This is a genomic window from Mesorhizobium sp. M0152, from assembly GCF_040322415.1.
In the GTDB taxonomy this organism is placed as follows: Bacteria; Pseudomonadota; Alphaproteobacteria; order Rhizobiales; family Rhizobiaceae; genus Mesorhizobium.
Genome location: NZ_JAMYTH010000002.1, coordinates 62,101 through 78,074 on the forward strand (window position 1 = coordinate 62,101; position 15,974 = coordinate 78,074).

General features: G+C 64.9%; 12 protein-coding genes. 5 read left to right on the top strand and 7 right to left on the bottom strand.

Going from position 1 to position 15,974, the window contains the following annotated elements:
- Positions 1-34: 34 nt before the first annotated feature.
- From NKJ26_RS02495 to thrC, 4 genes are read right to left on the bottom strand one after another with little or no spacing between them, the layout of a single operon-like run.
- Positions 35-2,923 carry an EAL domain-containing protein gene (locus NKJ26_RS02495; RefSeq protein WP_352598685.1) on the bottom strand — a complete coding sequence of 963 codons (2,889 nt, stop codon included), beginning with the start codon at positions 2,921-2,923 and terminating at the stop codon, positions 35-37.
- A gap of 2 nt (positions 2,924-2,925) precedes the next feature.
- Entirely contained in the window at positions 2,926-3,522 is a 597-nt protein-coding gene (locus NKJ26_RS02500; RefSeq protein ID WP_352598684.1) for a GNAT family N-acetyltransferase, read from the bottom strand.
- A 13-nt stretch (positions 3,523-3,535) separates the two neighbouring features.
- Positions 3,536-4,828: a M16 family metallopeptidase gene (locus NKJ26_RS02505; protein ID WP_352598683.1), complete on the bottom strand. Its 1,293-nt coding sequence runs from the start codon at positions 4,826-4,828 to the stop codon at positions 3,536-3,538.
- Positions 4,829-4,842: 14 nt separating this feature from the next.
- Positions 4,843-6,240 (bottom strand): threonine synthase, encoded by a 1,398-nt coding sequence (thrC, locus tag NKJ26_RS02510; protein WP_352693407.1) that lies wholly within the window; start codon positions 6,238-6,240, stop codon positions 4,843-4,845.
- A gap of 129 nt (positions 6,241-6,369) precedes the next feature.
- Here thrC and NKJ26_RS02515 point away from each other — a divergent pair, with 129 nt between their 5' ends.
- Positions 6,370-7,077 (top strand): hypothetical protein, encoded by a 708-nt coding sequence (locus NKJ26_RS02515; RefSeq protein WP_352693409.1) that lies wholly within the window; start codon positions 6,370-6,372, stop codon positions 7,075-7,077.
- Positions 7,078-7,118: 41 nt separating this feature from the next.
- Here NKJ26_RS02515 and NKJ26_RS02520 read toward each other — a convergent pair whose 3' ends face one another.
- Positions 7,119-7,808, bottom strand: a complete 690-nt coding sequence (locus tag NKJ26_RS02520; RefSeq protein ID WP_352693411.1) for an HAD family hydrolase — start codon at positions 7,806-7,808, stop codon at positions 7,119-7,121.
- Between the two features lie 176 nt (positions 7,809-7,984).
- On the opposite strand from NKJ26_RS02520, the gene NKJ26_RS02525 reads away from it, so the two are divergent.
- Entirely contained in the window at positions 7,985-9,118 is a 1,134-nt protein-coding gene (locus NKJ26_RS02525) for a site-specific DNA-methyltransferase (RefSeq protein ID WP_352598678.1), read from the top strand.
- A 59-nt stretch (positions 9,119-9,177) separates the two neighbouring features.
- Here NKJ26_RS02525 and NKJ26_RS02530 read toward each other — a convergent pair whose 3' ends face one another.
- On the bottom strand, positions 9,178-9,789 hold the full coding sequence (locus NKJ26_RS02530) for an HAD family hydrolase (RefSeq protein WP_352598677.1): 612 nt from the start codon (positions 9,787-9,789) through the stop codon (positions 9,178-9,180).
- Positions 9,782-10,921, bottom strand: coding sequence for an A/G-specific adenine glycosylase (gene mutY / locus NKJ26_RS02535; RefSeq protein ID WP_352693413.1), 1,140 nt, complete (start codon positions 10,919-10,921; stop codon positions 9,782-9,784). The genes NKJ26_RS02530 and mutY overlap by 8 nt, the downstream gene beginning before the upstream one ends.
- A gap of 54 nt (positions 10,922-10,975) precedes the next feature.
- On the opposite strand from mutY, the gene NKJ26_RS02540 reads away from it, so the two are divergent.
- The 3 genes from NKJ26_RS02540 to smc all read left to right on the top strand — a co-directional run bounded on the left by NKJ26_RS02540 (position 10,976) and on the right by smc (position 15,959).
- Positions 10,976-11,485: a DUF721 domain-containing protein gene (locus NKJ26_RS02540; protein ID WP_352598675.1), complete on the top strand. Its 510-nt coding sequence runs from the start codon at positions 10,976-10,978 to the stop codon at positions 11,483-11,485.
- Positions 11,486-11,639: 154 nt separating this feature from the next.
- A complete protein-coding gene (locus tag NKJ26_RS02545) occupies positions 11,640-12,383 on the top strand; it encodes a DsbA family protein (protein WP_352693415.1) in 744 nt (247 codons plus the stop codon).
- Positions 12,384-12,500: 117 nt separating this feature from the next.
- On the top strand, positions 12,501-15,959 hold the full coding sequence (gene smc / locus NKJ26_RS02550; RefSeq protein WP_352693417.1) for a chromosome segregation protein SMC: 3,459 nt from the start codon (positions 12,501-12,503) through the stop codon (positions 15,957-15,959).
- Positions 15,960-15,974: the final 15 nt, after the last annotated feature.

The following is a 15,974-nucleotide window of genomic DNA, read 5'->3' on the forward strand; positions in this document are numbered from 1 at the left end:
CGGTAACCAAGGCAGGAGTTCGCCTACGAGGCCTCTAAGCCTGGGTCAGCGGATACTGCTCCTTCAGCGTCTTCAGCACCTGGTCTCCAGGCATTGGCGCGCCGAACATGAAGCTCTGCACGTATTCGCAGCCCATCTGGCGCAGTTCCAGCGCATCGCGTTCATCCGAGATGCCCTCGGCCACCACCGACAGGCCGAGCTCATGCGCCATGTTGACCATGGATTTGAGCAGCACCGCGCGTTTGGGCGTGTTGTCGTCGACGAAGCTCTTGTCGATCTTGATGGTGTCGAAAGGGAACCGTGTCAGATAGGCGAGCGAGGAATAGCCGGTGCCGAAATCGTCCAGCGACAGGCCGATGCCGAGCTGTTTCAGCTTGGTCAGTACGTGCGCGGTCTGCTCGGGATTGTCCATCACCAGCGATTCCGTGAGTTCCAGCCGGAAGCAGCGCGGCTTCAGATTGGCCCTTGCGATGACGGAGCGGACGTCGCTGACGAGGTCGCGGCGGATGAGCTGGCGGCTCGACAAATTGACCGAGACCGACAGCGGCGCGTCGCCGATCTGCTTTTGCCATCCGGCAAGATCCTCGGCCGCTTGCTGCATGGCGAACAGCCCAAGCTGCACGATCAGCCCGCAGCTCTCGGCGACCGGGATGAAATCCGCCGGCGGGATCATGCCGCGGCGCGGATGGTCCCAGCGCAGCAAGGCCTCGAAGCCGGCGACGCTGCCGTCCTCCAACCGCACGATCGGCTGGTAGGCAAGCGTGAATTCGCGCCGTTCTATGGCGCGCCGCAGGTCGGATTCGAACTGCAGCCGGTCGGTTCCGACGGTGCGGAACGCCGGGCGGAACGGTTCGATCCTGTCGCCGCCGAAGCGCTTGGCCTGATGCATGGCAAGCTCGGCGTCCTTGACCATGTCCTCGGCCGACGTCTGCGCCGAGGTCCAGGTGATCAGGCCGATCGAGGCGGTCAGCACGATCTCGCGCTTGGCAAAGGTGATCGGGTTGTTGATCGCATGCTTGATCGCATCCGCCACCCCGGCGATGCGGGCGGGGTCCTGCTCGGAAAGCAGCATCAGGGCGAACTGGTCGCCGGCAAAACGCGACAGCGAATCCTTCGGCTTCAGGAGCCGGTGCAGGCGCCGCGCTATGGTGAGCAGGATGGTGTCGCCGGCCGAGATGCCGAGCCCGTCATTGACCTGCTTGAAGCGGTCGATGTCGATGACGAAGACGGTCGGGCGCACCTTCTCTTCGGTCCGCGCGATCGAAATGATCGCCTCGAGCCGGTTCATGAACAATTCACGGTTCGGCAGCCCGGTCAAATTGTCGTGCACGGCGTCGTGCAGCAGTCTTTCCTCGGATTTCTTCTGCTCGGTGACGTCGACCATGGTGCCGACGCAGCGTATGACCTCGCCGTCCGATCCGATCACCGGCCGAGCCCGCAAGGCGAACCAGTGATAATGCCCGTCGGCGCCGCGCAGCCGGAAATTCTGCGACACCCGCCCGCGCCGGTGTTCCAGCACCACGTCGAGCGTGGTGCGGAAAGTGTCGCGGTCGTCGGCATGCAGCACCGGCAGCCAGTTGCGCGCCGCACCGCCGAGGCTGTTCGGCGCAAGGCCGAGTTGCAGGCTGACATCGGGCTTGGTGACGACGCGGTCGCGCAGCACGTCCCAGTCCCACACGGTATCGCCGGATCCGGCGACGGCCAGCGCCTGCCGTTCCAGATCGGAGAACAGCCCCTGGTGCAGCGCGCCGCCGGCAAAAGCGTGCTGCATGACGGTGAAGCCGATCAACAGGATGATCAGGATCAGCCCGCCGCCCAACGCCGGCTGGGCGATGTCGTTGTCCAGCATGCCGGTGATCGCCATCCACGATCCGCATAGCCACAACAGCACCATCACCCAACTGGGCACAAGCATGATGGCGCGGTCGTAGCCGCGTATGCCGAGGAAGACGATCAAGCCGAGCCCGGTGAGAGCCGTGGCGGCGAAGGACAGCCTGGCGATGCCGGCGGCGACCGCCGGATCGACGATCGCCACACCGGCGATCAGCAAGAGCCCGAGGATCCAGACCAGCGCGCCATAGCTGAAATGGCCGTGCCATCGGTTGAGGTTGAGATAGGCGAACAGGAACACCACGAAGGTCGCCGCGAGCGCCACCTCCGTTCCCGCCCGCCACATCTGCTCGTTGCCGGGCGAGATCTCGATGATCTTGTTGAGGAAGCCGAAATCGACGCAGATATAGGCAAGCACCGCCCACGCAAGCGCCGCGGTCGCCGGGAACATCGACGTTCCCTTGACCACGAACAGGATGGTCAGGAACAGCGCCAGCAGGCCGGCGATGCCGATGACGATGCCGCGAAACAGCGTGTAGGAATTGACCGAATCCTTGTAGGATTCGGGATCCCACAAATAGACCTGCGGCAGCTTCGGCGAGGCGAGTTCGGCGATGAAGGTGATCACCGTGCCGGGGTTCAGCGTCACCCGGAACACGTCGGCGTCGGGACTTGTCTGGCGATCGAGCGCGAAGCCTTCGCTGGGCGTGATGGCGGCGATGCGCGTCGAGCCGAGATCAGGCCAGAAGATGCCCGAATTCACCAGCCGGAAATGCGGCGCCACGATCAGCCTGTCGAGCTGCTGGTCGGTGGTGTTGGCGAGCGCGAACACCGCCCAGTCGCCGGTCGAGCGGGCATCGTTGGCCTCGACCTCGATGCGCCGCACGATGCCGTCCGGCCCGGGCGCGGTCGACACCTGGAAATTCTCACCCTGGTTGCGGTAGATCTCGACGGCGCCCGAAAGGTCGAGGGCGATGTCGTCGCGGGCGATCTTGATCGGCTCGACGGCAAAGGCGGACGAAGCCGCGCACAGCATCAGGATTGTCGCGAGGACAAAAGCGAACAACGGCCCGTTTCGCAGGAAATTCGTCAAAATCAGTCCTTCGTTTCCGCGCTTGGCGGATCGTCCGCGATCCGGGCGTAGAGGTAGTGGTCCTGCCAAATGCCGTTGATCCTGAGGTAGGATCGAAGAAGTCCTTCGCGCCGGAATCCGGCTTTTTCAAGCACGCGGATCGACCTGATGTTGTCGGGGATACAGGCCGCTTCGATCCGGTGCAATCTCAGCGTATCGAAGGCGAAGCGGGTCACGACCTTGACGGCGTCGGTCATCAGGCCGCGGCCGCCGAAACGTTCGCCGATCCAGTAGCCGACATGGCCGCTCTGCGAGACGCCGTGGCGTATGTTGCCGAGCGTAATGCCGCCCGCCAGCCTGCCGCTGCTCTTCTCGAAGATGAAGAAGGCGATCGCGGTTCCCTGCGCATAGTCCTCGCGGTAGCGGCTGATGCGCAGCCGCCATGCCGTGCGGTCGAGTTCGTCGGGAGTCCAGCGTGGCTCCCACGGTTCGAGGAAGGCGCGGCTCTCGCCGCGCAGCGCCGACCATTCGCGATAGTCGTTGGTCAGCGGCACCCGCAATGTCACGCGCTCGCCTTTCAGCGCCGGCAGGTCACGGCGAAAGAAAGGGAGCGCGAACACGACGCTTTGGGGCTTAGACGGCGAGCTTGCGGGCCGCGGTCTGCGTGCCCGCAAGCGAATCAAGGACCGCTTCGTATGGCGCCAGAGTACCCACGGGCCCGACAGCGGTAAGCGTCGGCTTGGTCGAGAACAGCCGCGACGACAGGTCGGTCAGTCGCTCGACCGTCAGCGCCGCCAGACGCTCCATCAGTTCCTCCTTGGCGATCGGCCGGCCGAAGAGCAGCAATTGCCGGGCAATCTGCGAAGCGCGGCTGGCCGGGCTTTCGGCCGACATGATCAGTCCGGCGCGATATTGGGCGCGAGCGCGGTCGAGCTCTTCCTGGAGGATGTTTTCCCCCACCTTCTGCAACTCGTCGATGATGACGGGCACCAGCTTGGCGATGTCGCTCTGCCCGGTTGCGGCGTGGACGCCGAAAATGCCGGTATCGGAGAAGCCCCAGTGGAAAGCATAGACGGAATAGCAAAGGCCGCGCTTCTCGCGGACTTCCTGGAAAAGGCGCGACGACATGCCGCCGCCGAGGATCATCGACAGCACCTGCGAGGCGTAGAAGTCGCGCACATGGTAGGCGCGGCCTTCGAAACCGAGCACGATCTGCGCGTCCATCAGGTCGCGATCCTCGCGGAAATCGCCACCGACATATTGCGCGTATTGCGGGATGGTGCTGTCGGCCTTGGCACGGAAGCCGCCGAGCTGCTTTTCGACCTCGCGCACGAACTTGTCATGCTTGATGTCGCCGGCAGCCACGATCACCATCCGCTCGGCGCCATACTGGCGTCCGATGAAATCGTGCAACTGCTTGGAGGTGAAGGATTTGACGGTTTCCGGCGTGCCCAGGATGGAGCGGCCGATCGTCTGGTGGCGAAACGCCGTCTCGGTGAACCGGTCGAAGACGATGTCGTCGGGCGTATCGTGCGCGGCGCCGATCTCCTGCAGAATGACGTGCTGCTCGCGTTCGAGCTCCTGCGGGTCGAATTCGGACTCCTGCAATATGTCGGCAAGGATGTCGACGGCCAGCGGCACGTCGTCGGACAGCACCCTTGCATAATAGGAGGTGGTCTCGACGCTGGTGGCGGCGTTGATCTCGCCCCCTACATCCTCGATTTCCGAGGCGATTTCGAAGGCGGTTCGCCGTTTCGTGCCCTTGAACGCCATGTGCTCGAGCAGATGGGCCATGCCATGCTCTTCGTCACGTTCGTTGCGGGCGCCGGACTTGACCCAGGCACCCAGGGCAACCGATTCGATGCTTGGAAGGGTTTCGGTCGCGACTGTCAGGCCGTTCGACAGACGGCTTACCTCAACACCCATATGGCTCGTACTCCCTAACGCGCCGCTCGCGCGTGGCGGCTGACGTAATCTTCCACCATTTTGAGGTCGGATGGAAGTACCGTGTATTTTTCATCCGCCGTCATCAACCCACCTAGCCATGCGGGCAGTGCGGGCAAGACGCCGCTGGCGGCCTCCACGGCGGCAGGAAATTTTGCCGGATGGGCGGTGCCCAGCACCACCATCGGCACGGCATTCGCGGCCTTGCCAGCCGCCACATGCACGGCCGCCGCCGTATGCGGATCAAGCAGGTAGTTGCTGGCGGCGAGCGTCGAGCGGATGGTGGAGGCGACCTCGTCCATATCAGCGCGGCCGGCGTCGAATTCGGTCCGCATTGCAGCGATTTCGGCGGCTTCGATGGTGAAGGCGCCGGACTGCTTCAGGCCCGCCATGTAGCGACGCACGGTCGCCGCGTCACGGTTGGAGGCCTCGAACAGCAGGCGCTCGAAATTGGACGACACCTGGATGTCCATCGACGGCGAAGTGGTCGCAAAGACGCCCTTGGTGCGGTATTCGCCGGTCGCGAAGGTGCGCGCCAGGATATCGTTGTCGTTGGTGGCGATCACCAGCCGCTCGATGGGCAGGCCCATCTTCTTGGCGGCGTAGCCGGCGAAGATATCGCCGAAATTGCCGGTCGGCACCGTGAAGGATACCGGCCTGTCCGGCGCGCCGAGCGACAGCGCCGAGGAGAAATAGTAGACGATCTGGGCCATGATGCGGGCCCAGTTGATCGAATTGACCCCCGACAGCGCCACCCGGTCGCGGAAACCGTGGTCGTTGAACATGTCCTTGAGCAGGCCCTGGCAGTCGTCGAAATTGCCTTCGACCGCCAGCGCGTGGACGTTTTGCGCGCTCGACGTCGTCATCTGCCGCTGCTGCACCGGCGAGACGCGGCCATGCGGGAAAAGGATGAAGATGTCGGTGCGGCTGCGCCCGGCGAAGGCATCGATGGCCGCGCCGCCGGTATCGCCCGACGTGGCGCTGACAATGGTGGCGTGCTGGTCGCGTTCGGCGAGCACATGGTCCATCAGCCTGGCCAGCAACTGCATCGCCACGTCCTTGAACGCCAGCGTGGGTCCATGGAAGAGTTCGAGGATAAAAGTATTGGGGCCGGTTTGCACCAGCGGGCAGACGGCCTCGTGGCGGAAGGTGGCATAGGCCTCGCGTACCAAGCGTTCGAAGACCGGGGCCGCGATTTCGCCGCCGAGAAACGGCGTCAGCACGCGGATCGCAAGATCGGGATAGGCAAGGCCGCGCATGGCGCGGATCTCGGAAACGGAAAATTGCGGCCACTCGCGCGGCACGTAGAGGCCGCCGTCGCGCGCCAGGCCCGCCAGAACGGCGTCGGAAAAACCAAGCGCGGGCGCTTCCCCGCGGGTACTCACATATTGCATCGTCACAGATCCATTACTGCTTGGCTTTTCCGTTCACCACAAGGTGGTTAATTTCTGCGCTCGCTCAGTCGCATTTTTGCCGCGCGGTTGATATACGTCACCAGCTTTGCGAGAGGGAAGTGCAGTTTCATGGCGTTTCATACATTCAGCGGTCGCTTTTTGGCGGGTCTTGCGCTCACCGGCTTTATGCTTGCCGCCGCCGGCTGCCAATCGGGCGACAATGGCATCCTGAACCTCGGCTTCGGCAAAAAGGATCCGACTGCGCCTCCGCCGCCGCAGGATCCCAAGGTGCTGGCCAGCCAGTTGCAGGCCTATTGCCCGAAGGTGGCGGTGCGCGACGGCACGGCATTCTTCAACACCTACGCCAAGACGGCCGCTCCGAAGCCGAAGAAAAAGGCCGACGTCGCGCAAGACGTCCAGGCCGCGGCCGATGCGGCCGCCGCTCCGCCCGACGATTCGGCCAAGATCATCTACCAGGCGTCGATTTCCGACGTCACCCGCGATTGCAGCCGCGCCAACGGGCAACTGACGATGAAGATCGCGGTCGCCGGCAAGATCGTGCCTGGACCGATGTTCTCGCCCGGCACCATCACCATGCCGATACGCACCGCCGTGATGCACGGCACCGAGGTGCTTTACTCGCAGCTTCACCAGCACCAGGTCCAGGTCACCGATCCTTCCGTCGCCACCCAGTTCGTCTTCACCGATTCCAGCGTCGTCGTGCCCGAGCCGACGGCGCAGGACTACCAAGCCTATGCCGGCTATGACGAGACCGCGCCGAAGGCGGACAAGCCAAAGAAGAATACCCACAGGAAGAAAGCCGCGGCGACGAACTGAGTCTCGGTGTTGCCTGAGACGTGCGCCGCGAAGGGCGCGTCTCAGGCATCCGCCGACCACTCCGACAAGGCCGCGATCACGCTTTTCAGTTCCGCCCAGCGGCGGATCACCGTCTCGGCACCGGCCTCCGTCAACGCATCGGCGTGGCCGGGATAGCTGTGGCCGGCGCCGGTGAAGCCGATCACGCGCATTCCGGCCGCCCTGGCGCCGTGGACGCCGTGCACGGAATCCTCGATGACGAAAGTGTTCGCCGGGTCGGCGTTGAGCTTATCCGCCGCGACCAGGAACACGTCGGGCGCAGGCTTGGTCTTCCCGGTAGGTGTTTCCTTCGCGGAAAAGATGCGCCCCTTGAAGAACGGCAGCAGATGCACCTTCTCCAGCATGAATTCGATCCGTTCGGAGCGTGAATTCGAGCAGATGCAGCGCGGCGCCGTGACCGCGGCGACCGCCTCTCGCACGCCCTCGATGGCGCGCACGTCGCTGCGCAATTTGCGGTCGACCAGCTCTTCGGCGCGGTCGATCAGCGACACCTGGAACGGGATAGTGGACTTCTCCTCGACCCGCATCATGATGTCCTTGAAGGTCAGTCCGGCGTAGGTCTCGGCGAGTTCCTCGGCCGATATTTCATATCCGGCCAAGGTCAGCAATTCCGCCTCGACCCGTGCGGCGATGATTTCGGAATCGACGAGCACGCCGTCGCAATCGAAGATGACAAGGTCTGGCTGGGGCATAGCAATCCGGGACATGGGAGGATGAGCGAGCCTCCACGGGCTCAGGCGGCGCGGCATACACCAACGGCCCGGTCTTCGCAAACCCGGCGGCCATCCTCAGCTCTTCACCGAATATTTACGCTGATCGGTAACCATAACAGTCAGTAAAAACAGTAACGCGTGCCTTGGGTGTCAGAATGTCTGCCGTGCGTCTTCTCGACGAGCTTTCCCACGCTCCCCAGCGATCCGAATGGCTGGACACGATCCTCAAGGGCGACTGCGTCGCGGCGCTCGACCGGCTGCCCGAAAAATCCATCGACGTCATCTTCGCCGATCCGCCCTATAACCTGCAGCTCGACGGTGATCTGCATCGCCCCGACCAGTCCAAGGTCGACGCGGTCGACGACGATTGGGACCGGTTCGAGAGCTTTGAGACCTACGACGCCTTCACCCGCGCCTGGCTGCTGGCGGCGCGCCGGGTCCTGAAGCCCAACGGCACCATCTGGGTCATCGGCTCCTATCACAACATCTTCCGGGTCGGCGCCAAGATGCAGGATCTGGGGTTCTGGATCCTTAACGACGTGGTCTGGCGCAAGACCAATCCGATGCCGAATTTCCGCGGCCGCCGCTTCCAGAACGCCCATGAGACGATGATCTGGGCCTCGCGTGACCAGAAGGGCAAGGGCTACACCTTCAATTACGAAGCGCTGAAGGCGTCGAACGACGACATCCAGATGCGCTCCGACTGGCTGTTCCCGATCTGCACCGGCGCCGAGCGGCTGAAGAACGACAATGGCGACAAGCTGCACCCGACGCAGAAGCCGGAAGCGCTGCTAGCCCGCATCATGATGGCCTCGACCAAGCCCGGCGACGTCGTGCTCGATCCCTTCTTCGGCTCCGGCACCACCGGGGCCGTGGCCAAGCGTCTCGGCCGCCATTTCGTCGGTATCGAGCGCGAGCAGGCCTATATCGACGCCGCCAACGAGCGCATCGACGCGGTGCGGCCGCTCGACGGCGCCGATCTCACCGTGCTGACCGGCAAGCGCGCGGAGCCGCGCGTTGCCTTCGTCAGCCTGATCGATACCGGGCTGGTGGCGCCGGGCGCGACGCTCTACGACGCCAAGAAGCGTTGGGCGGCCAAGGTCCGCGCCGACGGCACGGTGGCGATCGGCGACAGCGCCGGCTCGATCCACAAGATCGGCGCCGAGGTGCAGGGCCTCGACGCCTGCAACGGCTGGACCTTCTGGCACTATGAGCGCAGCGGCGGGCTCACCCCGATCGACGAACTTCGCCGCATCGCCCGGCTTGGCATGGAACGGGCAGGGGCCTGAGCCCCTGCCGTTCGTATCGTTGATGCAAAGCCTCAGGAAAACGCTGGAAGCGATTCAGATCACGCTCTGATTCCAAGGCGTTGAAGATCTGCCTGAAGTGTCTTGGCATCGGTGAACAGCACCGATTGCCAGCCGGCCGCCCTGGCGCCGTCGACATTCTTCTGGCTGTCGTCGATGAACAGCGTGGCGGATGGTTCGAGCCCGAACGCAGCCACGTGATGGTCGTAGATGTCGCGGTCCGGCTTGATCTTGCCGATCTCGCCGGAGATGGTGACGCCGCGCGGACGATCGAGGAAATCGAAGCGCTTGCGGGCTTCGGCCAGCGTGTCGGAGGCGAAGTTCGTCAGCATGGTCACGTCGTGGCCGCTGTCGATCAGGCCGACCATGATGGCGACGCTGTCGTCGTAGGCGTGCGGCACCATGTCGTGCCAATGACGGCGGAAATTGCGGATGTTTTCCGCGTGATCGGGATGATCCGCGATCAGCAGCGCCTCGGCGTCTTCCCATTTCCGCCCGCGATCCTGCTCGATGTTCCAATCATGCGTGCAGACATTGTCGAAGAACCATTTCCGCTCTTTCTCGTCGGGAATCAGCCGGCTGAACGGAATGTTGGGATCGTAGTGGATCAGCACCCTGCCGATGTCGAAGACGATGTGGCGGATTTCAGTCATGGGGCCTCTTTGCACTGTGTGGCGACGGTTTCTTCGTCGCGCCGGGTATCGCAGCCTCGATTGCCTTTTTCATGACGGTCGGCAGCGCCTCCCCGGAAATCTCGTGGGCCAGCGACCAGAAATGCCCTTCTGGCGCACCGCCTTCGATGTGGGCATGAAAGACTTCGAGTTCGAGCGCGAAATGGGTGAAGACATGCCCGATCGTTCCGGCGCGCCGCCAGCCGGCCGGAAACGGCGCTGCCGCCTGCGTGGTCGCTCCGTCCGCCCGCGCCGTCCAGGCCGTGGTCGGCACCTCGGTCATGCCGCCGAGCAGGCCCTTTTCCGGCCGCTTGCGCAACAGGATGGCACCGTCGTCGCGCATGGCCACGAAAGCAGCACCACGCCGCAGCGGCTTGTCCGCCTTGGGCAGGCGGACCGGGAAACGCTCCGGATCGCCCGACAGGATCGCGCTGCAGCCCTCGCGCAGCGGGCACAGCATGCAGCGTGGCCGGCGCGGGGTGCAGACCGTGGCGCCAAGATCCATCATCGCCTGGGCGAAGTCGCCGGGCCTTGCCGCCGGCACCATGGGCTCGACATGGGCGCGTATCTCGGCCTTGGCTTCGCTGAGCGGTGTCGTGATCGAAAACAGGCGGGAAACGACCCGCTCGACATTGCCGTCGACAACGGCGGCACGCCGGTCGAAGGCGATCGCCGCGATCGCCGCCGACGTATAGGCGCCGATGCCGGGCAAGTCTTTCAAGCCGGCCTCGGTGTCGGGAAACCGGCCACCGCGCTGGGCGACGAGGTTGGCACAAGTCTTGAGATTGCGGGCGCGGGAGTAATAGCCGAGCCCCGCCCAGGCCTTCATCACGTCCTCGGTCGGCGCCGCGGCCAGTGCCTCGACATCGGGCCATTTCTCGACGAAGGCGCGGAAATAGGACTTTACCGCCTCGACCGTGGTCTGCTGCAGCATGACTTCGGACAGCCAGATACGATAGGGATCGGGCCGAACGCCGCGCGCGTGCTCGCTCGGGGCGACGCGCCAGGGCAGCTCGCGATGATGCGCGTCATACCAGGCCAGAAGGCGCGACGCCGTATCGTCGGGCATCGCTGTGCTGATCTGGGCCTTGCGGGTCTGGTCTGCTGGTGCCATTGATCTTGTGTTGGCCTGGCCGGTATCTGGTGAGGTCGTGGCTGGAGAACGTACATGGCAGGGAGAACGCCCTACGGCAATCCCGTCCCGGTGAGCGATCTTGCCACCAAAATCCTCGATCCGGTGTTGCGCAAGCGGGCCGGCATTTCGATCGGTCTCGTCCAGTCATGGGAAGAGATCGCCGGCCCACGGCTGGCCAGCCGCTCGCGCCCCGAAAAAATCCAATGGCCGCGCCGCATGCATGAAGACGATCCGTTCGAGCCGGCGGTGCTGGTCATCGCCTGCGAAGGCATGGCGGCGCTTCATCTCCAGCATGAGACCGGCGAGATCATCAACCGGGTCAATGCCTTCCTCGGCTTCAACGCTATCGGGCGCATCAGGATCGTGCAAAAACCGGTAATGTCGGACAAGGTGCGTCCGAAGCCTGCTCCAAGACCGCTGACCGAGGCCGAGAAAGCAAAGCTGTCCGGCACCGTCGCACTGATCGAGGATGATGGGCTGCGTGCCTCGCTGGAAAGGCTTGGCGCAACCATTTTGGGTGAAAGGAAGCCGAAAACCCCTTGATCGAAGTCATGGATTCGTCGTCGACATCTCGCATTCGTGATCGCCTCTGTCAGGTTTGGCGATTGGCTTGGGGATGGAGATGCCTTAATTCGCGCCAACTCTCGCTTTTTCGTGCCATTGCATTGCAAAATCCAACCCTTGTCAGGTGATTCGTATGAACCGTCCCCCGTTTGGCAAAAGTCTGTCTCGCAGAAACGTCCTGTCTTCGCTGGCCGCCATTCCCGCGGTGGCCCTGCTCGCCGCCTGCAGCGACTCCAGCGAGGAGGCCAAGGCGGCGGACGTGAAACCCGCGTCTCCAGCGACCCCTGCGACACCGGTAACGCCGGCCGCGGCCAAGGCGCCGGAAGCGCAAGGCACGGTCGACGTGGCGGAATTGATGAAGCCGGGCGCGCTGCCCGACAAGCAACTCGGCAAGGACGACGCCAAGGTCACCATCGTCGAATACGCTTCGATGACCTGTCCGCACTGCGCGCATTTCGCCGAGACCACTTTTCCGGAACTGAAGACGAAGTACATCGACACCGGCAAGGCCCGCTACATCCTGCGCGAATTCCCGTTCGATCCGAGCGCCGAGGCCGGTTTCATGCTGGCGCGTTGCGCCAAGGACAACTATTTCCCGATGGTCGACGTCTTGTTCCGGCAGCAGGCGAACTGGGTCGGCGTCTCCAACACCAAGGATGCGCTGTTGCAAATCTCGAAGCTTGCTGGTTTTACACAGGAGTCATTCGAGGCCTGCTTGACGGACCAGAAACTTCTGGACGATGTGAGATCGGTCCAGAAGCGCGGCGCCAATGAATTCAAGGTCGACTCGACGCCGACCTTCTTCATCAACGGTAAGACCTACAAAGGGGCGATGTCGATTGAGGAAATGTCGGCAATCATCGACCCTCTGCTCTGACGCTCGTTCAGCGCCGAAGCGGCAGCATTCGGCGCTGGCGGCCGTTTCGTCTTGCCGCGGAGTCACGCCGCAAAACGGCGGAACGCTTTTGCGGAACCCGCTGACAGGGCGGCGTGAATGAAGTTTTCGCGCCTTCGCCTCCTCGGTTTCAAGTCCTTCGTCGAGCCCGGCGAGTTCGTCATCGAACGCGGCCTGACCGGTATTGTCGGGCCGAACGGCTGCGGCAAGTCGAACCTTGTGGAGGCGCTGCGCTGGGTGATGGGCGAAAGCTCCTACAAGAACATGCGCGCGTCCGGCATGGACGACGTCATCTTTTCCGGTTCGGGCACGCGCCCGGCGCGCAACACCGCCGAAGTCACGCTTTTCCTCGACAACAGCGACCGCTCGGCGCCCGCCGCCTTCAACGACGCGGATGAATTGCAGGTGTCGCGCCGCATCGAGCGCGAGGCCGGCTCGCTTTACCGCATCAACGGCAAGGAAGCCCGCGCCAAGGACGTGCAGCTTCTGTTCGCCGACCAGTCGACCGGCGCGCGCTCGCCATCGATGGTCGGGCAGGGCCGTATCGGCGAGCTGATCCAGGCCAAGCCGCAGGCGCGGCGCGCCCTGCTGGAAGAGGCGGCGGGCATTTCGGGCCTGCATACACGGCGCCACGAGGCCGAACTGAGGCTGAAGGCGGCCGAGCAAAATCTCGAACGGCTGGACGATGTCGTCGGCGAGCTGGAAAGCCAGATCGAAAGCCTCAAGCGCCAGGCGCGCCAGGCGTCCCGCTTCAAGAACCTGTCGGCCGACATCCGCAAGGCCGAAGCGACATTGCTGCATCTGCGTTGGACGCTGGCCAAGACCCAGGAAGGCGAGGCGCGTTCGGCTTTGGCCGTCGCCACCGCACTGGTTGGCGACCGCGCCGCCGCGCAGATGAACGCGGCCAGGGAGCAAGGCATCGGCGCTCACCGCTTGCCCGACCTTCGCGATGCGGAAGCCGCCGCCGCCGCTGCCTTCCAGCGCCTGTCCATCGCCAGATCGCAGGTCGAGGAGGAGGCCGGGCGCATACGCAGCCGCCAGGCGGAACTCGAGCGCCGGTTGCAGCAGCTCGACGGCGACATCGCCCGCGAGGAGCGGATGGTGCGCGACAATGCCGACGTTCTCGAACGCCTGCGCACCGAAGAAGCCACGCTGAATTCCGAGAACGCCGGCGCCGCCGAGCGCGAGGCCACCACCCGGGCCGTCTTCGAACAGGCCGCCTCGACGCTTTCGCAGAGCGAGGCAAGACTGGCCGCGCTGACCGCCGAGCGAGCCGAAGCCGCCGCCTCGCGCCACCAGATCGAACGCACCTTGCGCGAGACCGCCGAGCGCCGCGACCGCTTCGCCCGCCAGCTCGCCGAGGTCGACCGGGAATTGTCCGACATCCTTTCCAAGGTGGCCGGCCTGCCGGATCCGGCCGAAAAACGGGTTCTGGTCGAACAGGCCATTGCGCTGCTGGAGGAAGCCGAGGCTGCCGTGTCGCAGGCCGAGCAGTCGGTCATCGATGCCCGCGTCGTTGAAAGCGCTGCCCGGCCGCCGCTCCAGGACGCCAGGGCCGAGCTAGCGCGGATCGAGACCGAAGCGCGCACGCTGGCCAAGATCCTCAACGCCGCCAGCGGCGATCTCTTTCCTTCGGTGCTGGAGCAGATCAGCGTCGAGCGCGGCTTCGAGACGGCGCTGGGCGCGGCACTTGGCGAAGACCTTGACGTGCCGCTCGACCGCAGCGCGCCGGTGCATTGGGGCGGGAGCGAAATCCAGTCCGGTGACGCCGCGCTGCCGGAAGGCATCAAAAGCCTTGCCAGCGTGGTTCGCGCCCCGGCGCAGCTTGCCCGCCGCCTGGCGCAGATCGGCATTGTCGAGGCCGCAGACGGCAGCCGGCTGCAGGCGCTGCTGGCGCCCGGCCAGAGACTGGTGAGCCGTGAGGGCGCGCTCTGGCGCTGGGACGGCCTTGCCGCCAGCGCCGATGCGCCGACCGCGGCCGCCCAGCGGCTGGCACAGAAGAACCGGCTGGCCGAACTCGATGCCGAGGCCGTGCAGGCGACGCTCGTCCTGCGCCAGGCCGAGGAGGCGCTGGCACAGGCCGAGCAGGCGCTCCGCCTGGCAAGCGAGACCGAGCGCAACGCGCGCCAGGCCGGGCGCGACGCCCAGCATCGGCTCGACGCTGCCCGCAACGCGCTGGCCGAGGCCGAGAAGGCCGGCGGCGAATTGTCGAGCCGGCGCGCCGCACTGGACGAGGCGCGCGCCCGCATCGTCGACAGCCATGAAGAGACGTCGGCTGCGTTCGTCGAGGCCGAAATGCTTTTGCAGGACGCGCCCGATCTCGGCGACCTGCAATTGCAGCTCGAACAGTCCTCGGCCAATGTCGCGCGCGACCGCGCCGCGCTTGCCGATGCGCGTGCCGTCCATGAAGGGTTGCGGCGCGAGGCCGAGGCCCGCGCGCGCCGGCTCGATGCCATTGGCGTCGAGCGCAGCAACTGGCAGGAACGTGCCGAAAACGCCTCCACGCAGATCGCGTCGCTCGGTGAACGCAAGGCCGAGGCCGAGGCCGAACGCGAGAGACTGGCCGATGCTCCCGACGAAATCGACGCCAAACGGCGCGCATTGCTGTCGCAGCTCACCGAGGCCGAGACCTTGCGCAAGGCGGCCGCCGACCGTTTGCAGGAGGCCGAGAGCAGGCAGGCCGAACTGGACAAGGCGGCCACCGGTGCCATCCAGTCGCTGGCCGAGGCCCGCGAGACGCGTGCCCGCACCGAGGAACGGCTGACCGCGGCCGACGAACGCCGGCTGGAAGTCGAGGCGCGCATCCAGGAAACGCTGAACACGCCTCCACATCTGGTCATCCGCCACACCGGCCTGGAGGCCGATGACGCAATGCCTGAAATGCCCGAGATCGAGCGCCAGCTCGACCGGCTGAAGATCGAGCGCGAGCGGCTCGGCGCCGTTAACCTGCGCGCCGAGGAGGAGCAGAAGGAGCTTTCCGACCGGCTGGAGGCGATCGTTTCGGAGCGCGAGGACATCATCGAGGCGATCCGCAAGCTGAGACAGGCGATCCAGAGCCTCAATCGCGAGGGCCGCGAGCGGCTGCTGGCCGCTTTCGACGTGGTCAACAGCCATTTCCAGCGGCTGTTCTCGCATCTCTTCGGCGGTGGCACGGCGGAATTGCAGCTGATCGAGTCCGACGACCCGCTCGAGGCGGGGCTTGAAATCCTCGCCCGCCCGCCTGGCAAGAAGCCTCAGACCATGACGCTTCTATCGGGCGGCGAACAGGCGTTGACGGCGATGTCGCTGATCTTCGCGGTGTTCCTGACCAACCCTGCGCCGATCTGCGTGCTCGACGAAGTCGATGCGCCGCTCGACGACCACAATGTCGAGCGTTTCTGCAATCTCATGGACGAGATGTCCAGGACCACCGAGACGCGCTTCGTCATCATCACGCACAACCCGATCACCATGGCGCGCATGGACCGGCTGTTCGGCGTGACCATGGCCGAGCAGGGCGTCAGCCAGCTGGTGTCGGTCGACCTGCAAGCCGCCGAGGCGATGCGCGAGGCGAGCTGACGCGCCGCGCCGGCT

What these genes read in the sequence shown, in the direction of transcription:
- NKJ26_RS02505 (WP_352598683.1), bottom strand. Translation starts at nt 4,828, where the DNA reads ATGGGTGTTGAGGTAAGCCGTCTGTCGAACGGCCTGACAGTCGCGACC.
- thrC (WP_352693407.1), bottom strand. Translation starts at nt 6,240, where the DNA reads ATGCAATATGTGAGTACCCGCGGGGAAGCGCCCGCGCTTGGTTTTTCC.
- NKJ26_RS02515 (WP_352693409.1), top strand. Translation starts at nt 6,370, where the DNA reads ATGGCGTTTCATACATTCAGCGGTCGCTTTTTGGCGGGTCTTGCGCTC.
- NKJ26_RS02520 (WP_352693411.1), bottom strand. Translation starts at nt 7,808, where the DNA reads ATGCCCCAGCCAGACCTTGTCATCTTCGATTGCGACGGCGTGCTCGTC.
- NKJ26_RS02525 (WP_352598678.1), top strand. Translation starts at nt 7,985, where the DNA reads ATGTCTGCCGTGCGTCTTCTCGACGAGCTTTCCCACGCTCCCCAGCGA.
- NKJ26_RS02530 (WP_352598677.1), bottom strand. Translation starts at nt 9,789, where the DNA reads ATGACTGAAATCCGCCACATCGTCTTCGACATCGGCAGGGTGCTGATC.
- mutY (WP_352693413.1), bottom strand. Translation starts at nt 10,921, where the DNA reads ATGGCACCAGCAGACCAGACCCGCAAGGCCCAGATCAGCACAGCGATG.
- NKJ26_RS02540 (WP_352598675.1), top strand. Translation starts at nt 10,976, where the DNA reads ATGGCAGGGAGAACGCCCTACGGCAATCCCGTCCCGGTGAGCGATCTT.
- NKJ26_RS02545 (WP_352693415.1), top strand. Translation starts at nt 11,640, where the DNA reads ATGAACCGTCCCCCGTTTGGCAAAAGTCTGTCTCGCAGAAACGTCCTG.
- smc (WP_352693417.1), top strand. Translation starts at nt 12,501, where the DNA reads ATGAAGTTTTCGCGCCTTCGCCTCCTCGGTTTCAAGTCCTTCGTCGAG.